The organism is Ferroplasma acidarmanus Fer1 (assembly GCF_000152265.2).
GTDB lineage: Archaea > Thermoplasmatota > Thermoplasmata > Thermoplasmatales > Thermoplasmataceae > Ferroplasma > Ferroplasma acidiphilum.
On the sequence record NC_021592.1, the window covers coordinates 1,318,767 to 1,337,374 of the forward strand.

Genomic DNA, 18,608 nt, shown 5'->3' on the forward strand with positions numbered 1-18,608 from the left:
CTATTTGCCTTTTATACCATCTGCTGTATTGCCTGAATTTAGAGATGAAAGTTTCTGGAAATCAATCATATCCATGAAATATTGAAAAGGTTTATTAACACATTAACCTTAAATATTTATGAATTTTAAAGAAGAATGGCTTATTGCTAATTCAAAGGGTTCCTATTCTTCTTCAACAATCTCATTTGCAAATACCAGGACATATCACGGGATTCTGGTCAAATCCGAACAGAATAATTATAATAGATATGTTATATTATCGAAACTTTATGAGGAACTTGCATTTCAGGGGAAACAGTATGCAATAGATACAAATTATTACCCGGGAACAATGTGGCCTGAAGGATTCAGGTACATACAGGATTACTCCACCACACCATATCCTTCGTTAACATTTAATCTGGAGGGCAATATATGCAAAAAATCATTAATTCTGGATCCGGATGCAGATACAGTTGTTATAAGATATGAATTTCCTGAAAAAACTCCTGATACGATGAACCTTTATCCGCTGCTGGCATTCAGGAGCTTTCATAATGTAATAAAATCCGGGCAAAAGGAATTTGTTGCAGACGAAGATAAAGGCTCTTATAGTTTCACAGATGGAATTTATTCCCTTAAAATTTCAAAGATTGGGAAATTTATTAATAAGGGATTATGGTATTATAATTTTATTTACCCTGAAGAGCAGGAGAGAGGAACAAATAGTATGGAAGATTTATACATGCCCGGGGTAATAAGCATAAGCAATATCAAAAGCCCGCTGGATATAGCAATAACAACGGATGACAATTTCTCAGGGAATTTTCAGGACATCCAGCAAAGATTAACAACCAGGGGGGAAAATAATGAGGAGGACCCTGCAATTAACGCATTGAGAAGAAACTCATATAATTTGAGGTTAAAAAATGATTTAATTGCCGGATTCCACTGGTTTGGCCCATGGGCAAGGGATACCTTTATATCAATGCCAGGACTCTTATTAATAGAAAAGAATTTTGATATGGCAAGGGAAATTTTCTTAAATTATGCTGGCAAAATGAAGGAAAACCTAGTACCTAACAATCTTTATAGCCAATCTTTTGAAAGGTCTGCGGATGCACCATTGTGGTTTATATACGCTCTTTACAAATACTATGCTTATTCAAATGACAGTTCATTTGTCAGATCATTATTAAAGAATGTCAGAGATATAATAAATTCGTATATCTCCGGGAATGAAGATTTTTCCCTCGATGGTAAATTCATAAAGGTCAGCAATGCACCTATGACATGGATGGATGCTAAAAACGGCAACACCAGTTTCACTCCGAGAATCGGCAAACCTGTTGAAATCAATGCACTCTGGTATAATTCCCTGAAAATATATACTTATTTTTGCAACATTTCAGGGGAACAACCGGAAAAAACGGTAAATGATATACTTTCCGAGTTTGAGGATGAATTCACAGGCAAATTCATTATTAACGGGGAAATAGCTGATACTATAGACCCTGTGGACACATCTTTCAGGCCCAATTTTCTATTTGCATACTCACTCCCTTTTCCCCTCCTAAACCAGAAGCAATTCCTCGAGAAAGCACGATTAGAACTTGTAACCCCATACGGATTGAGAAGCCTCTCTCCCCGCAGCAATAAATTTGCAGGTACATACTCCGGTCCGGTCATGGAAAGGGATAGGGCATACCATAATGGCACTGTGTGGCCATGGCTTGCAGGGCCCTATATAACAGCATGTGTTCGGAATGGATATGATGCCGGAAACCTGTACAGATTCTTTTCTGACTTATACTCTATGGAAATGGTTCCTGAAATCTTTGACGGATTATCTCCAGGAGAACCACGTGGATGTATTATGCAGGCATGGAGCTATGGTGAGCTCATAAGGGCATATTATGAAGATATTAGAAAATACTCCCCGGGTACCACTGTAAAGAGGGGAGTGAAATGAAGGTTGCAGTTGTAGGATGGGAACTTCCCCCGGCATTTTCCGGCGGGCTGGGAATACACACATCCAATATTTTTTCAATAATAGGAAAAATAGTTCCGACAGAGATTTATCTCCCTGATATGGGCTATTCTTTTCCATATTACCCATTCAGTATAATAACAGTGAAAATAACGAAAGGTGTTGCCGGTGGTTCCTATTCACAGGTAACCAACTTTATCGATGCTGTAGAGGATTATAACCGGAATGTTATTGAAAATTTCAGGCCAGATGGTGTGTCGGTAATACATTGCCACGACTGGATAACATTCAGGGCTGGAATAGATATAAAGGAAAAATTTGGCATTCCACTTGTTGTAACATTCCACAGCACCGAGTACGATAGGTCAGCATACTTTAACCCCCAGGGCAATATAATGAAAATTGAAAAAGAAGGTGCTGAAAAAGCCGATGCAATAATAACAGTTTCAAACTCTACAAAAGGGGTTCTGGTAGAAAAGTATGGAATAGATGCTGACAAGATAACAACCGTTTATAATGGAGTTAAATCCTCAGCTTACACACAGGGTGTGAGTTATAAAAGAGAGAGGATGCTCCTTTATTTTGGTAGGGTAACAAGCCAGAAAGGGCCTAAATTTTTCATGGAAATGGCGGATAAGGTCAACCAGTATGAGAAAAATGTTAAATTTGTTATGGCAGGAACAGGGGATATGATAGGTGAGATGGAGAGCTATGCAGTAAACCATGGATTCAGGGAAAAAGTATTCTTTCCCGGATTTGTGGATTTCCACAAGGCCATTGAGTATTATAAAAGGTCCGGAGTATTTGTTATACCTGCAGTCTCTGAGCCATTTGGCATCACTGTCCTTGAATCCATGGTTTCCGGATCGCCGGTAATAATGAGCAAAACTACCGGTGTTGGTGAAGCGCTTAACAACGTATTGAAGGTGGATTACTGGGACACTGATGTCATGTCTTCCTATGCTATTTCTATACTGAACCATAAGAGCCTCCGGGAAACCCTTTCACTCTATGGAAAGTATGAGGGCATGTCATTTACCTGGGAAAAATCTGCAATTAAGACAATGGAGGTGTACAGGTCAATATGGAAAATATAGCCTTTTACTTTGAACTGCACCAGCCCTTAAGGCTTCGCCCATTAAAAATACAGGACAGGCCTGATAAGATGGGCATATTCTGGGAAGAACAGAACAGGGATATTTTTAAGAGAATATCAGAAATTTCTTACATCCCAGCAACAAAACTTTTAATGGAAAGCGGGATTAAATCAACATTTTCCCTGTCAGGGACGTTTATTGAACAGGCATTGAAATACAGCCCTGAAACTATAGATGTTATAGATGACTATGTAAAATCAGGATTGTGTGAACTGATGGGAGAAACATATTTCCATTCCCTTGCTTCAATCTGGAATGAAGATGAATTTAAATACCAGGTAAATGAACAGATGCATTCAATAAAAAGCATCTTTAATTATTCCCCTGTGTCATTCAGGAATACGGAACTCATATACAATAACAGGATTGCAGAGATGGCCAGGGATATGGGCTTCCGGAATATCCTGGCGGAGGGCACAGAAGAAATCTCAAGGCGTTATAGCCCTAATTTCAGGTATTTATCCCCATCCGGTGTAAACCTCTACCTTAGAAATTATCCTATGAGTGATAATATTTCGTTCAGATTTTCCAACACTGCCTGGAGCGGGTATCCACTGACAGCAGACAAATACATTCAATGGATTCAAAATAGCCCGGGAGATATAATGAACCTTTACATGGACTATGAGACTTTCGGCGAACACCAGAGAAAGGAAACGGGCATATTCGATTTCGTCCACTACCTGGGAAAATATATCGAGCAATATGGCATGGAAACCCTGAAGATTGATGAAATACAGGCAAAATTTAGCGTGAAGGATACAGTCAGCATTGACAAAACAATTTCCTGGGCGGATACAAGGAGAGACCTCTCTGCCTGGCTCGGGAATAAAATGCAGAATGAAGCATTTAGCCGGCTAAAGCACTGTGAAGATTGCCCGGATAAAAAACTGTGGAGATACCTCCAGACTTCAGATCTTATATACTATATGTCCATGGGAGAGCCGGAAGATTTTACAGTGCACGAATATTTTAATCCATACCGGTCGCCATACCTTGCCTTCATTTATTATATGTACGCACTTGATAACGTATGCGAAAATGCTGGAAAACAACTGTAATTTATTCTTTATACCGGTAAAAACTATGCTGGCATATTTTTAAATAGATAAAGGCAATGTAAATAATATGAAATGCTCAACACCTGACTGTGCAGGCGAAATGGAACCTGCAGGCAATATGAATTTTAGAGTTGGTGGATATACCGGAATAGGTGGAATGTTTCTGGGTGGATGGAATGACCTTACCGAAACCACACAGACATTCACATTGTACAAATGCAATACCTGCGGGAAGGTTGAACTCTATGAACCACAGCCCGTTCAGGATGACCGGGGAGAAAAGAAACATCACTTCCTTTAATGCCCGAAATAATTTGTTGAATCCTTTTTTTCGTTATCCTTTTTTATAACTTTCTTCTGTCTATTTATCCCGAATGGGTCTATACGTGTGTTTGTCTCAGAAATTGTATTCTCTTTCTGGCCTTTAATTTTACTCTCCTTCCCCTTATCAGGCAATGTCTCCTTAACATTTTTAAGCGCAATCTTGCTCCTCACAGGCTTTATTGAATTCCTGTTTCCATTATTATCCTCACTCATATATTCCACCTCCTATTATTTTTCCAGATAATACGAATCAAAATAATTGTATTCAAAATCCATATGCAGGGCGGGCTGGAATCCCGATTCAGTGAATATTTTATTTAGCTCATCATGGCAGATCCTTATATCCAGTGGAGGGCCCATGGCACTTTTTTTGTTAAATTCTATCAGGTAAACGTTCAATGGCTTCTTAGAGTTCCGGATCATAAAATCGATTATATCCTCTCTGCATTCTATATCGTGGAAAACAGTTGAAAAGAATATTTTGTTAAACCCTTTAATGTCTACATGGCACATATTTTCATTGACAACTTCAAAATTCTTCATTTCCATTAAATTCCTCTGTAGATGGGGCAAAACATCTGGATTGCGTTCAATTGCATACACCTTCCCATTTTTGAGTTTATCGGCAAATAATTTACTGTAAAATCCATCCCCAGCCCCCATATCAATTATTACATCATCGGGTTTAAGGTCCATTTTTTCAACAATTTTATTGTAAGGGATATATTTCTCCCTGAATTCTTTAATCCTCTCGTATCTCATTCCTAATAGATAATTATATAATATTTGAATATTCTCATTTTTCGTAGTGTGTTGCATAATTAATAGGCATGTGTCATCCCCCTCATAATATTGTAATTAACAACCTTAAGAGCTAATTCCTGTATAATATACTCTATTTTCTTAGCTTTAATAACCTCTGTCATTACTCTTTTTAATCCTGAAAAATATATTTCTACAATCCACCTTTTACCATAGCTATTATTCTCCTTCCACTGTTCCATGGAATTCTTTTTTATAAATCTTACAATCTTGGCCCTTGTGGATGAACCTCTGGATTTAGTAGAGGCATTTTTCCTGGGGGGTATTACTGCATTATATCCGAACATATTGTAGATATATTTTGAATCATATCCCCTATCCCCAAATATTCTTAGAATATTATTTTTCATTTTACTCAATAGTTTTCTAGCAGCTTTAGAATCATGTGTATGCTCATCTGTTATAGTGAATGATAATACATTAACATCCTTCAATGATATTATTACATGTAATTTGAGCCACCCCTTCCTTTTCTTATGCCATTTATGGCCTAAGTAATCTCCCCTTATTGTTATTTTATATCCAGTAGAATCTATAATGCAATCCAGTTTATTGTTAATATTATTCAATTCAGGCTTAATTCTCCTTATCCTCCTGAATATTTCACTGTATGATATTGATTTTATTCCTGTTATAATCGCTAAGGATCTCAATATCCCTTCAAGTGACCTGAACGGTACATTAAATATAGATCTTAATCTCGCTAAATACATTATCAATGCATCGGGTACTTTGTATGGATGGCCTATTTTTCCACTATTCTTTTCCTCTAATAGAGTATCATAATCCTTTATAAATGACAGATCTGTAAGGTATTCCACCCTGTCTACAAGTGATTCATTATACTTTTCCCATCTTCTGTTGGAACCAATCCAGTATCTTTTTATACTTCTATTTATTTTATTATTGATTTGTGGTGTCAAAGCAAATCGCCCCTATATTTCACTATATAGGGGTTTACCTTTTAAGTTTTAAATTTATTATGGAATAATTATTAAATTAGAATGAATTATGCAACACACTACATTTTTCGGTATGATTATTATGTTATTCTATCCAGGGATTTTTGCAATCAATGCCATTATAAACAATTGCTTCCATTATCTTTCTATCATTTTAGCTGAAATTATCTTAAACGCATCTGTCAGGTCTTTCTCCTCAAGAATAATTATTGTATCACTATAAAATGAGATAATCTGCAGAATATTAATGCCAGCCCTGTACAGCAGCATGGTTATAAAATTAATATATCCCTTTGTTTTTTCTATCTCTTCCGGGCTTATGATGGATAGTTGCCCCAGATCCTTCTTATGCTCTATTATCTGTTCGTCTGAAAAGAAATTTGAAAACCCTTTAATTGTTTCATTGTCCCCAATAAGGGAAAAGGAATTTTTTGTCTCAACAAGGTTTATGGAATTCAATTTTTTTAGATTCCCTATAATTCCTGTTATAATTTTAAGGCTTTCATAGCTTTTTTTAATAACTATAAGGGAAATATTGGATGACATTTCAAGGTTTGACCTGTCTAAAATTTCAGAATTATATACAGCCTGCCCATTGCTTCTATACCGTTTCAGGGCAGCCATCGTAGCATCAAAATCTTCTATTCCTGTATTTGCCATAATTTCCCGGGAAAGGGCTGAAATATTGATAATACCTCTATTCAGGTAATCTTTTAGGTCTGGATTCCCATCGATGTACTTTCTAACTATTTCTGCGGTGTTAACCATTTTATCATGTATATACAAATTGTTAAAATAATTTATCAATTGATAATGAAAAGGATATTAACCAGCTTGAAATTGGGTTGTATGTTTGATTATATTCCTACAGTATTAAGATCACAGGAAATCATAGATAAATCATTTCATAAGGCTTCAAATATCGTTGAACCTTACTTCCCGAAAAAAGAAATGAAAATCAGGAAGGAGGTTACTGACAGAATATCCACAATTGAAAGTATTTCAACGGGCCACCTGGATAAAATAATTAGAAAATTCCCTACCATTGAAACACTACATCCCTTCTACTTTGACCTAATTGATTTAATGTTCGACGTTGACAAATATAAGCTGAGCCTTGGAAATGTCCAGTGGACAACGGATAAAATTAAGGACTTCAGCACAGTTTATATCAAAAAACTCAAAGGAGTAAAAACAATAAATGAAATGAATAATATAATGAAGCAGTACTACGGAAGATTCTCATCACTTATAAAAAACATAAACAAAGACCTGCTTTACCTTGGAGAATGCAGAAATTATCTGCGCAGGCTTCCAGGTATTATAACAGATATACCAACGTTCATAATCGCCGGTATTCCTAACTCCGGAAAAAGCTCACTGATACAGAAGCTTACAGGAACAACACCAGACATTGCCAGTTACCCCTTTACAACAAAGGAGATACTTATAGGCTATAAGAATATAGGCACCAGGAGGGTTCAGTTCATAGATACCCCTGGAATTCTGGATCGCCCCATGGATGACAGAAATGATATAGAAAGGAGGGCAATAATAGCCTTATCAAAAATAGAAGGTACTATACTATTCCTCTTTGATTACTCCGGGACTTCCAGTTATACGGAGGATCAGCAGAATAATTTATTCAATGAAATTTCTGGAAGCTTTCCCAATAAAATAATAAGAATCCAGACAAAAATTGATATAAGTGAAAGAAAGGAAAACATATGCATATCATCTGTAACTTCTCCCGGGCTTAAGGAGCTTGATGATGTGGTAATTGCCGAGGTGGAAAATTTTTATGCAGCAAGAAATCAGGAAACAGGTTATTAAAAACGCATATATGCATGGTGGGAAAGCGGATATTTCCTCAGTTGTTGGAAAGTTGATTTCCATTAACCCGGATGCAAAAAAGGATATGAAAACCCTTATGGGAACAATAAGGAAATATGTTGACGAGGTAAATGCAATGGGTGCTGACCAGCTGGAGGAGATCGTTAACACCGAGTACCCGGATATACTTATAAAGGAAAAGAAAGAAGAAAGGCATGAACTGCCTGATCTTCCCGGGGTAAATGGGAGTGTTGTTATGAGGATGGCTCCGTCCCCCTCAGGACCCCTGCACATAGGCCATTCGAGAATGGCTATCCTCAACGATGAGTATGTAAAGCGTTATGGCGGGAAACTGATACTTAGAATAGAAGACACAAATCCGGGCAACATTGATCCGGATGCATATACAATGATTCCGGAGGATCTAAAATGGCTGGGCGTTGATGTTACAGAAACTGTAATCCAATCATCCCGGATGGAGTTCTATTATTCTGAAGCAAAGCGCATGATTTCTGAAGGGTATATGTACGTTATTGAAGAAAATCAGCAGGAATTCCATGATCTCAAATTGAAGAAAGTACCTGTAAAAGAAAGGGATGCCGACCCTTCAGTTAACCTTGAAAAATTCGATAAGATGATTTCAGGCCATTACTCCGAGGGTGAAGCAGCACTGGTAATGAAAACGGACATAAATCACCCGAATCCCTCGATAAGGGACTGGATTGCATTCAGGATAAATACCACCGAGCACCCGCTAACCGGATCAAAATATTCAGTATATCCTACTATGAATTTTTCAGTGTCTGTTGACGACCATTATCTGGGGCTTACACATGTTATAAGGGGAATTGACCATCTTGTCAATACCGAGAAGCAGAAATATGTTTTTATGTACAATAACTGGAAAATACCTGAATATTTCCATTATGGTTTCATAACAATTCCCGATACAATTCTTAAAACAACAATAATCAAGGAAGGCATAAAATCCGGAAAGTACAGTGGATGGGACGATATCAGGCTTGGAACTTTAAAGGCATTGAAGAAGAGAGGATATAATCCTGAAACATTCAGGAAGTACTGGGTCCGTTCAGGAATGAATAAAAGCAATGCAACCTTTTCATGGGAAATATTTGATTCCATGGATAGGGAAATAATAGATTATAATACAGAAAGGTATTCCTTTGTACCACATCCGGAACTCATTAGCCTTCAGAATGCAGAACCCTTAAAAAGCCATGCCCTGCTACATCCACAGCGCCCAGATTCCGGTTTCAGGGAATATAGCATTCCGGCACAGGCATCTGTTTATTTCCCTGGCGATGAAATTGATAAAATAAATGAAGGGGAAGTAATAAGGTTAAAAGACCTCTGTGTGGCGGTAAAAAAGGGCAATAAACTTGTTTATAGCAATATTGAACCGGAAGGCAGGGTGAAGATAATCCAGTGGGCACCTGAAAATTCCGGAGACCTCCAGATATTTTATCCGGACGGGAACATAGACAAGGGAAAACTGGAACCTTTAGCAACAGAGAAACGGGGAGTTGTACAGCTGGAACGTTACGGATATGTCAACCTGGATGGCAAAAATGGTTATTTCCTCCATAAATGATTGTTATAGCTTTATATCGTAAAATTCATGTTTGTGTGGCACAAACATATTAAATTAATTTCAGCCCCTTTATGGTTTTGCATATAACTGTGAAGATAAATAATAATATTTATTACGCTTCATAAGATGTGAGTTCCTTATAAATAAACCTGTAATAGACTACAGAATTTAGGAATCGATAGAAAATGATGGTCAAAGATAAAAAGCATCAGAATATTACACATATTTTATGTGCTGGAATACATAAATTTATAATGTTTTTAACAGGCATAAATAATAAGTCCTTAATTGTAATGTTGTGCTTATGAATGTAGATGACCAGAGAGAGGTTATATGTGGCGGAGACCCCGATAATTATCTGAAAGCCTATCTTAAAGGGCTATATTTTGACCTGGATGATGGCCAGGAAATAAAAGTCATATTTTCATCTGAAAAATTTCCATTTAACAATGAAAAGTTCAGTGAGATGGTAAAAGCTGCAAAGCTAACACTTCTAAATTACAGTGGTACAGAGGATACTAAAACACTTATAATAAAAAAATAAATTATATTTTTCCCTGGATTTTCCCCAGTGCATTGCCCAATTTATAGAGGAATAAATGGTCGTTCCCCCCCTGTAAAATGCCGGAACATTTCTTCTCATCAAAGCTTATCCTGTGTATTTTTAAACGGTTATAATCCAGTTTGGCATTTATTATTTCCTCACCAAATGAAATTCTTTCCTGGAATGTTTCCTTATCCCTCATTATTTCCGCATCAATTATGAAATTTGTATTTACAGGTATTATGCCCTGGCAAAATGAATTATTATTATCATAGTTAAGAATAAATTTTTTCTTATCATCCATGTGAAATGATGAGGCAATTATATATTTCACGGAACATGTATTAAATATTTTTACAGGTATGTTACCATTTTTTCCTTTAAAATAGTTTTTGTCTGCAATAAATATATACTCTTTATTATTCCTGACTTCAATCCTGTAAAATCCCAGATGGCCGTAACTATCATACACAAATCCAAGTGTGAGGTAATTAACCCTGTTCAATGGATCATAAAATAAAGGCAGTGATTTTATTCCATGGAACACATGCCTGAATTTCTTATTTTTTATTGAAAAATTATTCTCGACTTTAACAGCATTGGTTGAATTTATTTTATTTACGAACTCATCTAACTGTGTGTTCCTGAAAAAATCCACATAAACCTGCCACCCATTAGCTTTAACATATTCCATGAAGGTAGATTTTATATGATTAATTAAACATTAACAATTGTTGCACCCGGCAGTTATTGCTTCTCGCCTTCATATAACGATGTTATCAAACAATAACCACGATGCCGGAAATAACAATTCCGCCAAACTCAATAAAACTTATTACGTTATATTGTATTACAGTAATAGTATGGATAAAGCTATGGATAATTATGATGCATCTCAGATACAAATTCTTGAGGGATTGAAGGCAGTAAGAAAAGTACCAGGCATGTATATAGGCTCAACGGGGCCTGATGGCCTACACCATATGGTTTATGAAGTTGTTGATAACTGTATAGACGAAGCCATGGCCGGTTTCGGTTCTGATATAAATATAGTAATATATAAAGACGGTTCAATATCTGTAGAGGATGATGGAAGAGGTATTCCGGTAGATATACACCCTAAATATAAGCGTCCAGGACTTGAAATAGTAATGACCGAGCTCCACAGTGGTGCTAAATTCGATAAAAAAGTGTATAAGGTTACAGGAGGGTTGCATGGCGTTGGTGTGCATGTAGTAAATGCACTTTCTGATTATTTGGTTGCCGTAGTAAAAAAGGGAACTAAAATTTATTATGAAAAATTTCAACAGGGAGTTCCGGTATCCGGGCTACAGGTTCTTGATGCTAAAAATAAATCAGCTGATCCGGAAATTGGCGATATAGAAATGAAATATCCGGAACACGGGACAATTATAAAGTTCTACCCTGATGCAACAATTTTTGATACTATAGATTTCTCATACCCGGTTATTTCACAGAGAATCATGGACCTTGCTTTTTTAAATCCAAATATAACAATAGAATTGAGTGATTTAAGGTCAGGCAAGCACGAAAAATTCCATTTTGATGGCGGGCTTGTAGAATACGTCCAGTTCCTCGACCAGGGAAAGGATATTGTTAATAAGGAGCCAATTTACTGCCGTGAGGAATACAAAGAGTACGTGGTAGAATTCGCATTGCAGTATATAGACAATGTAACCGGCACAGAGGAAAGCTTTGTAAATAATATAAAGACCCCTGAAGGCGGAACCCATATAACCGGTTTCCATACGGGGCTTTCACGTGCTGTTCTTGAATATGCAAAGGCTAAAAACCTGGTAAAGGGTGTAAGCGGGCTTATAGGCGATGATACCAGAGAGGGCTTAACCGCCGTGTTGCATGTAAAGATGTTTAATCCACAGTTTGAAGGGCAAACAAAGGAAAAATTAGGAAATTCAGTGGTGAAAAGCATAGTATCTTCAATTACTGAAAAATATCTCAAAGATTATTTTGAATCATATCCTCCTATAGCAGATGCAATAATTAAGAGAGTACTGGCAGCTGCCATAGCAAGGGAAGCTTCCAGGAAGGCAAAGGATCTGGTAAGGAGGAAAACTGCACTGGAAAGCGGAACATTGCCGGGAAAGCTTGCAGATTGCTCATCCAGTGATTCAGATCAGACCGAAGTATACATCGTAGAGGGAGACTCTGCAGGTGGATCAGCAAAACAGGCGAGGAACAGGGAATACCAGGCAATACTTCCACTGAGGGGAAAAATACTCAATGTGGAAAAATCAAACGATAACAAGGCTCTGGAGAACGAGGAAATTAAAAACCTTATTACCGCAATTGGTACAAATATCAAGGATAAATTTGAAATAAAAAATCTCCGTTATGGCAAGATAATAATAATGACAGATGCCGATGTTGATGGAGCCCATATAAGAACACTTCTCCTGACATTTTTCTACAGGTTCATGAATGAACTTATCCAGGGCGGGCACATTTACTTTGCCCAGCCACCATTGTTCAGGGTACAGAAGGGCAACGATATAGTATATGTATTCAGCGAGGATGAAAAAGACCGTGAAGTGGCAAAGATGGGTAAAAATGTGGTAATACAGAGATTTAAGGGTCTCGGGGAGATGAACCCGGAACAGCTCTGGGAAACCACAATGAATCCTGAATCAAGAAAACTGGTGCAGGTAAGCATAGAGGATGCCTTATATGCCGACCAGCTGTTTAACATACTTATGGGAGAGAAAGTAGAGCCAAGGAGAAAATTCATAGAGGATAATGCAAAATACGTCCAGAATCTGGATATATAGGTGGGATAAATGTTATTAAGGCCAATTGAAGAGGAAATTAAAACATCGTATCTTGACTATGCGATGAGTGTAATAGTGAGCAGGGCAATACCTGATTTCAGGGATGGATTAAAACCGGTACAGAGGAGAATAATATACTCCATGTACGAACTGGGTGTTACCCATGACAAGCCCTATAAAAAGTCTGCACGTATAATAGGAGAAACCATGGGTAAATACCATCCACATGGCGATTCGTCAATATACGAAGCACTGGCAAGAATGGCCCAGGATTTTTCGTTGCGGTATACACTGATTGACGGGCAGGGAAATTTTGGTTCTATAGACGGGGATGCCCCTGCTGCTATGAGGTATACAGAAGCCAGATTAGGCAAAATGGCAGAGGAAATGGTAAGGGACATAGAAAAGGAAACAGTTCCATTTAGCCCGAATTTTGATGGTTCACTTGACGAGCCGGTGTATTTCCCGTCAAGAATACCCCAGTTATTAATAAATGGAACATCTGGAATAGCTGTTGGAATGGCAACCAATATGGTACCACATAACCTTTCAGAAATTTCAGATGCAATAATGTACGGAATAGACCATCCAGACTGCAGTGTTGAAGATTTACTGAAATTTGTTCAGGGCCCGGATTTTCCCGGTGGCGGAATGATTTATAGAAATTCGGACCTTCTGAATATTTACAGGACAGGCCATGGCAAGGTATTCTGCCAGGGAGAAATAGATGATGAAGAAAAGAAAAAAATCATCATTAAAACACTGCCATATGGGGTTAATAAAGCTCTTTATATCCAGAACGTTGCCGAACAGGTAAAAAACGGAATTATAAGCAACATATCTGATATAAGGGATGAAAGCGACAGAAACGGCATACGGGTAGTTATCAAGATTAAAAATGATGACAGCAAGGGACTTACAATTAACCAGTTATATGAACACACCCCACTGGAAACCACCATAGGTGTGAATAATCTGGTTTTGCTGAACAACGAACCAAAGGTCATGACACTTGATGAAATGATTCTGGGCTTCATAGATTTCAGGCTTGAAATAATAAGGAAGCGTTCAGTTTTTGAAGTAAATAAATTGATGGACCGGGAGCATATACTATCAGGGCTTGTTATTGCACTGGAGAACATAGATCGCGTGATAAAAATTATCAGGTCTTCCGACAATGCTGATATGGCTAAAACATCCCTGATGGATCAATTATCACTTTCCGAGAAGCAGGCTCTAGCCATACTGGATATGAGGCTTCAGCGCTTAACTGGATTGGAAATCAAAAAAATTAATGATGAGCTTATAAGCATAAAGGAAAACATTGAAAGGTTAAATGAGATAATAAATAATGAATCCAAACGGAGGGACGTACTTAAGCAGGAAACCCTCGAAATAAAGAAGCAGTTCGGCGATGTGAGGCGCACAAAGGTTCTCAACAGGGATATCAACGCAAGAAACGATGAGGACATCATACCTAATGAGGAATCCATAATGATACTCAGTGAAAATGGGCTTCTTAAAAGGGTTTCTTCTGAGGAATACAATGTTCAGAAAAGGGGCGGAAAGGGAACTATCACAGCAACCAGGAAAGAAGATACAGTTAGAAGCATTTTATCCTGCATGTCCCATGATATGATTTATTTCTTCACGAATACCGGGAGAGTATTGAGAACTAAAGCATATACAATAGAGAAAAAATCAAGGACATCACTTGGTAGTGTCGGCGGAACTTTCCTTAAAATGAATGAAAATGAAAAGATAAAACAGATAATGAAATCGCCCGCAAGCCCTAAAAACTTCCTGATAATAATTACAAAGAAAGGCTTTATAAAGAGAACTCCTGTAAAGGAAATACTGGATATGAGGGAATCTGGCCTGAAGATTATTAAACTCGACGATCAGGATGAGGTAGTTTCTGTAATGGATCTTGAAAAACCATCAAAGATATTTGTCGCAGCCAGCAATAACAAAGCGGCAGTATTCCTTTCCGATGAGGTATCTTCAACCGGCAGAGCTTCAAGGGGAGTTAAATCCATGAGGCTAAACGGTGCTGAAGTAATCAACTCATTTTTAGTGGATGACAACGATACTGTAATGAGCATAACGGAAAATGGGTTGGGAAAAAGAACAAAGATAACTGATTTTTCCATACACCATAGAGGGTCTTCTGGAAATCTCATCTTTAAGGAAAGTGAAAGGACCGGTTCACTGGTTACTGCATTACCTGTTGGCGATTCCCAGGAAGTCCTGATAGTTACCAGAAACAATAAAACTATCAGATTGAATTCTGATGAAATCAAAATACAGTCAAGGGTTACCTCAGGTGTAAAACTTATAAATGTAGACGATGACGATCTTGTTGTTGCCGCCTCGGTACTTTGAATACATATTGATTAAATACCATAAATTTAAGTTTTTAATTTAAAATTTTTTATATTCAATTGAAAATGAAATAAGATTATAGTATACGCCTATTCAACAGCGACTACCCTTGCCATAGCCCCACTGCCTCCATAAATCTTTAGTGGGAGTGCAATAACAGTGTATTCCCTTCCAGTTTCAAGCTTATCGAGATTCGCTAAATCCTCTATAAAGACCATATTTTTTGAAAGCAAAGCCTTGTGGACTCTGAAATCACCGTGGCTATATGGGTCTATGCCTAACGTATCTATGCCTATAACTTTCGGATGGTGTTCTATCAAAAAATCAACAGTATCGTCGGCCAACCCTGGAAAATCGTATTGAAATTCTTTTGTAAACCCACGTTTTTTATCCCAATTCGTGTTTATTAAAATAATCTTATTGTCATATTCAGGTTTCCATATTTTTTTCAATGCATTAAGCTTAATTTCAGTGCCATCTACTTCTGGCCTTATGCAATATCCCGGGCCAATAATCTGGCTAAGTGGTATTTTGTCCACAGTCATACCGTTATCGATCATGTGATAAGGAGCATCTATATGTGTTCCAGTATGAGTTACCGTTTCAAACTTTTCAACACTGTAGCCATCTCTTGAAAGAACGCCTATCGGATCTATCCTTACTATTGGATTTGTTGGCCAGCAGGGCATATTTGGTTTCAATTCCACGGACAAATCAAAGTATTTTTTAGTATCCATATATGAATAATGATTTAGTAATATATATAATTAACCTAATATAATTTAAACATTTTATTCAAAAATCTCCTGATTGGATTTTCAATTATACATACCATTACAAAATTTTATTTTATCAAATTAATGATATATTCTAATTCTTATACCTGTGATATTTCAGTGGGTATAGGATTCATTATTGCATATAAGGCAGGGCATGCTTTTCTTGAATGCTCCAGCACGACTTTTATATCCTGATCTGCTTCAACCTCTATCTTTAAAGATTTGATTATGGGAAAGTCGGATTCAACCACAACAGGGCCTATGTCATAATATAGATGCCCTTTAAATTTTAATTTTTTTAATACGATGCCCCTCTTTGCAGCCTGAATTGCAACTGTGGATGCAAAGCATGACATAACTCCCATCATCAGGTAGTTAAGTGGGGTCGCATGTACTCCCTGCCCACCGAGAATTCCCGGCTCATCTGCCCCTAATATAAATTTTGCCTTCTCAGAACCAAGTTCTGCGGTAAACATTGGGCTGCCACTTAAATTAAATTCTCCATTTATGTGTTTTTCTACAAATAAATGCCCACCACTAGATTTAATTTTATTTTCAGTTTTTTCCAGTTCAACCATATTTATATTATCTATTATATCTGCCATAAAACATTAAATCTTATCTGTATTTAAATATATCTAAAATAATTAGTAAGTATGCTAAATCGATACATTCAGATAATCCTGTAACGTATACTGTAGCTATATCACATAAAAAATGTAAAAAATGTTTGAAATAAAAAAATTAATTCATTCCGGGTTGCCCGCTTTTTTATTAGTTATATAATTTACACTTTTTACTCCTAGATTTACACCTACAAAATAGAACACCATTGTAACAATAATAAAAACTATTGTATCATATGGAAACGCGATATAATTTAATCCGTGGAACAGGCTACTTCCTATACGGGACATTATAAGTATAAATATAAGGTATACTGGCATCCATATTCCATACATTGCATACTTCATGTCAATTTTTGTGTAGTGGCTGTAAACAAGTACAAGCAGTATACCGGCGAAATCCAATGGAATGATAATCTCAACTGCTGCCCATCCTGACCAGTATACCAGAAGATTGGCAACAATAAATGCTATGGGTGCAAGTATTTTAGCAAATGGAAGCTTAAATGGCCTCTTTGTAACCATATCTGTTTTTCTGAATACCATTAAGCTAATGGCTCCAGGGGCGTATGATAATAAAAAGCCATCAACCATAATGCCTATAATTGTTGCCAGTGACCTCCCCAGTGCTACTAAAACTATTGTGATTATTAATACAAGAACGATAGAATATACCGGTATTCCTCTTACATTCATCCTGTCAAATAGCTTTGGAAGAAATTTATCTTCCCTTGCCAGAACTTCTCCCACTCTAGCAGTGCCACCATAATATATAACACCATCCTTAAACGTGGCTATAAGTGCAACAATTATTGCAATTATTACTATGGCGGGCAATACAAGTACTTTCGATAGTGTAGCATACGGAGAACTGTAGGCAAACAACGCAGACCAATTACCCGTACTTATTCCAAGTTTAGAGAAATTGATAGCACCTGCGAATACAAGTGATTCAAGAGAAAATACAAGACCAGAAACAAGCAGTGCTACTATAATTGCTATTGGTATGCTTTTGCCTGGATTTTTGACTTCCTCTGAATAATCTATAGGTTGCCTGAATCCTCCGTAACCGAATACGGTCAGGGTTATTGCTCCGAAAAACCCGGTGAAGCCGTATGGTATAACTCCTCCTGCGGTGGAAGTAATATTGGATAGTTTAAAATAGAAAGCAAGGGCAATGATCACAACACCAATAAGCAAAAGTGTAATTGCTGTGAGAATGAGGTTTATAGCACCCATATGCTTTATCCTCAGTATATTAACAAGAAATACAAGTATGAGTACTATTTCCGCCACAATTATTCCAAGATATGTTAATGTCCCGTTTGCATAGAGTGATGGAAAATAAAAACTCAAATATTCCACAACTGCAAATACTATGACCGGTCCTACAAATAGATATCCAACCATGGATGACCAACCATTTATCGCTCCTACTATAGGCCCATTGCTTTTAGAAGGATAATATGCAACACCACCTGCCTTTGGCCATGTTGTACCCAGTTCAGCGTATACCAGTCCTATGGGAATTATCATAACCATGGCTATTGGCCACGCCAGTATGCCTATAGGTCCAGCATAGGCAAGTGTGTACACAGGTGCATAGGCGACGGCAGGCCCTAAAATTCCACCAAGTGCCAGCATAATAACACTCCAGAGTCCCAGATCCTTTTTGTATTTACTTTTAACAACATTATTCTGAGTTTCAATATCAACCATATGAGTTA

Annotated in this window: 17 protein-coding genes; 9 read left to right on the top strand and 8 right to left on the bottom strand. The window is 37.2% G+C overall.

Annotated elements, in window-relative coordinates; genetic code table 11:
• The first annotated feature begins 118 nt into the window (after positions 1 to 118).
• The 4 genes from FACI_RS06730 to FACI_RS06745 all read left to right on the top strand — a co-directional run bounded on the left by FACI_RS06730 (position 119) and on the right by FACI_RS06745 (position 4,488).
• Positions 119 to 1,951 carry an amylo-alpha-1,6-glucosidase gene (locus FACI_RS06730; RefSeq protein WP_009887381.1) on the top strand — a complete coding sequence of 611 codons (1,833 nt, stop codon included), beginning with the start codon at positions 119 to 121 and terminating at the stop codon, positions 1,949 to 1,951.
• Entirely contained in the window at positions 1,948 to 3,066 is a 1,119-nt protein-coding gene (locus tag FACI_RS06735) for a glycosyltransferase family 4 protein (RefSeq protein ID WP_009887382.1), read from the top strand. Before FACI_RS06730 ends, FACI_RS06735 begins: the two co-directional genes overlap by 4 nt.
• A complete protein-coding gene (locus FACI_RS06740; protein ID WP_009887383.1) occupies positions 3,054 to 4,187 on the top strand; it encodes a glycoside hydrolase family 57 protein in 1,134 nt (377 codons plus the stop codon). Before FACI_RS06735 ends, FACI_RS06740 begins: the two co-directional genes overlap by 13 nt.
• 67 nt (positions 4,188 to 4,254) lie before the next feature.
• Complete coding sequence (locus tag FACI_RS06745; protein WP_009887384.1) at positions 4,255 to 4,488, top strand: hypothetical protein; 234 nt, start codon at positions 4,255 to 4,257, stop codon at positions 4,486 to 4,488.
• Here FACI_RS06745 and FACI_RS06750 read toward each other — a convergent pair.
• The 4 genes from FACI_RS06750 to FACI_RS06765 all read right to left on the bottom strand — a co-directional run bounded on the left by FACI_RS06750 (position 4,485) and on the right by FACI_RS06765 (position 7,063).
• Entirely contained in the window at positions 4,485 to 4,724 is a 240-nt protein-coding gene (locus FACI_RS06750) for a hypothetical protein (RefSeq protein ID WP_009887385.1), read from the bottom strand. The two genes, FACI_RS06745 and FACI_RS06750, sit on opposite strands and share 4 nt — an antisense overlap.
• A gap of 15 nt (positions 4,725 to 4,739) precedes the next feature.
• Positions 4,740 to 5,273, bottom strand: a complete 534-nt coding sequence (locus FACI_RS06755; protein WP_009887386.1) for a class I SAM-dependent methyltransferase — start codon at positions 5,271 to 5,273, stop codon at positions 4,740 to 4,742.
• Positions 5,274 to 5,332: 59 nt separating this feature from the next.
• A complete protein-coding gene (locus FACI_RS06760; RefSeq protein ID WP_009887387.1) occupies positions 5,333 to 6,256 on the bottom strand; it encodes an IS5-like element ISFac2 family transposase in 924 nt (307 codons plus the stop codon).
• A gap of 177 nt (positions 6,257 to 6,433) precedes the next feature.
• Entirely contained in the window at positions 6,434 to 7,063 is a 630-nt protein-coding gene (locus FACI_RS06765; RefSeq protein ID WP_009887388.1) for an ACT domain-containing protein, read from the bottom strand.
• A gap of 81 nt (positions 7,064 to 7,144) precedes the next feature.
• Between FACI_RS06765 and FACI_RS06770 the strand changes: the two genes are divergently transcribed.
• The 3 genes from FACI_RS06770 to FACI_RS06780 all read left to right on the top strand — a co-directional run bounded on the left by FACI_RS06770 (position 7,145) and on the right by FACI_RS06780 (position 10,284).
• Entirely contained in the window at positions 7,145 to 8,128 is a 984-nt protein-coding gene (locus FACI_RS06770; protein ID WP_009887389.1) for an NOG1 family protein, read from the top strand.
• Positions 8,097 to 9,740 (top strand): glutamate--tRNA ligase, encoded by a 1,644-nt coding sequence (locus tag FACI_RS06775; RefSeq protein WP_009887390.1) that lies wholly within the window; start codon positions 8,097 to 8,099, stop codon positions 9,738 to 9,740. The genes FACI_RS06770 and FACI_RS06775 overlap by 32 nt, the downstream gene beginning before the upstream one ends.
• 304 nt (positions 9,741 to 10,044) lie before the next feature.
• A complete protein-coding gene (locus tag FACI_RS06780) occupies positions 10,045 to 10,284 on the top strand; it encodes a hypothetical protein (protein WP_009887391.1) in 240 nt (79 codons plus the stop codon).
• A gap of 1 nt (position 10,285) precedes the next feature.
• Here the strand turns inward: FACI_RS06780 and FACI_RS06785 are convergent, their stop codons facing one another.
• Positions 10,286 to 10,978, bottom strand: coding sequence for a hypothetical protein (locus tag FACI_RS06785; protein WP_009887392.1), 693 nt, complete (start codon positions 10,976 to 10,978; stop codon positions 10,286 to 10,288).
• Positions 10,979 to 11,159: 181 nt separating this feature from the next.
• On the opposite strand from FACI_RS06785, the gene gyrB reads away from it, so the two are divergent.
• Positions 11,160 to 13,091 (top strand): DNA topoisomerase (ATP-hydrolyzing) subunit B, encoded by a 1,932-nt coding sequence (gyrB, locus tag FACI_RS06790; RefSeq protein WP_052317742.1) that lies wholly within the window; start codon positions 11,160 to 11,162, stop codon positions 13,089 to 13,091.
• A 9-nt stretch (positions 13,092 to 13,100) separates the two neighbouring features.
• On the top strand, positions 13,101 to 15,476 hold the full coding sequence (gene gyrA / locus FACI_RS06795; RefSeq protein WP_009887394.1) for a DNA gyrase subunit A: 2,376 nt from the start codon (positions 13,101 to 13,103) through the stop codon (positions 15,474 to 15,476).
• Positions 15,477 to 15,565: 89 nt separating this feature from the next.
• Here the strand turns inward: gyrA and FACI_RS06800 are convergent, their stop codons facing one another.
• From FACI_RS06800 to FACI_RS06810, 3 genes are all read right to left on the bottom strand, one after another.
• Complete coding sequence (locus FACI_RS06800) at positions 15,566 to 16,213, bottom strand: cyclase family protein (protein ID WP_009887395.1); 648 nt, start codon at positions 16,211 to 16,213, stop codon at positions 15,566 to 15,568.
• 140 nt (positions 16,214 to 16,353) lie between these two features.
• Complete coding sequence (locus tag FACI_RS06805; RefSeq protein ID WP_009887396.1) at positions 16,354 to 16,860, bottom strand: OsmC family protein; 507 nt, start codon at positions 16,858 to 16,860, stop codon at positions 16,354 to 16,356.
• A gap of 144 nt (positions 16,861 to 17,004) precedes the next feature.
• Positions 17,005 to 18,600 (bottom strand): APC family permease, encoded by a 1,596-nt coding sequence (locus tag FACI_RS06810; RefSeq protein WP_009887397.1) that lies wholly within the window; start codon positions 18,598 to 18,600, stop codon positions 17,005 to 17,007.
• Positions 18,601 to 18,608 lie beyond the last annotated feature (8 nt).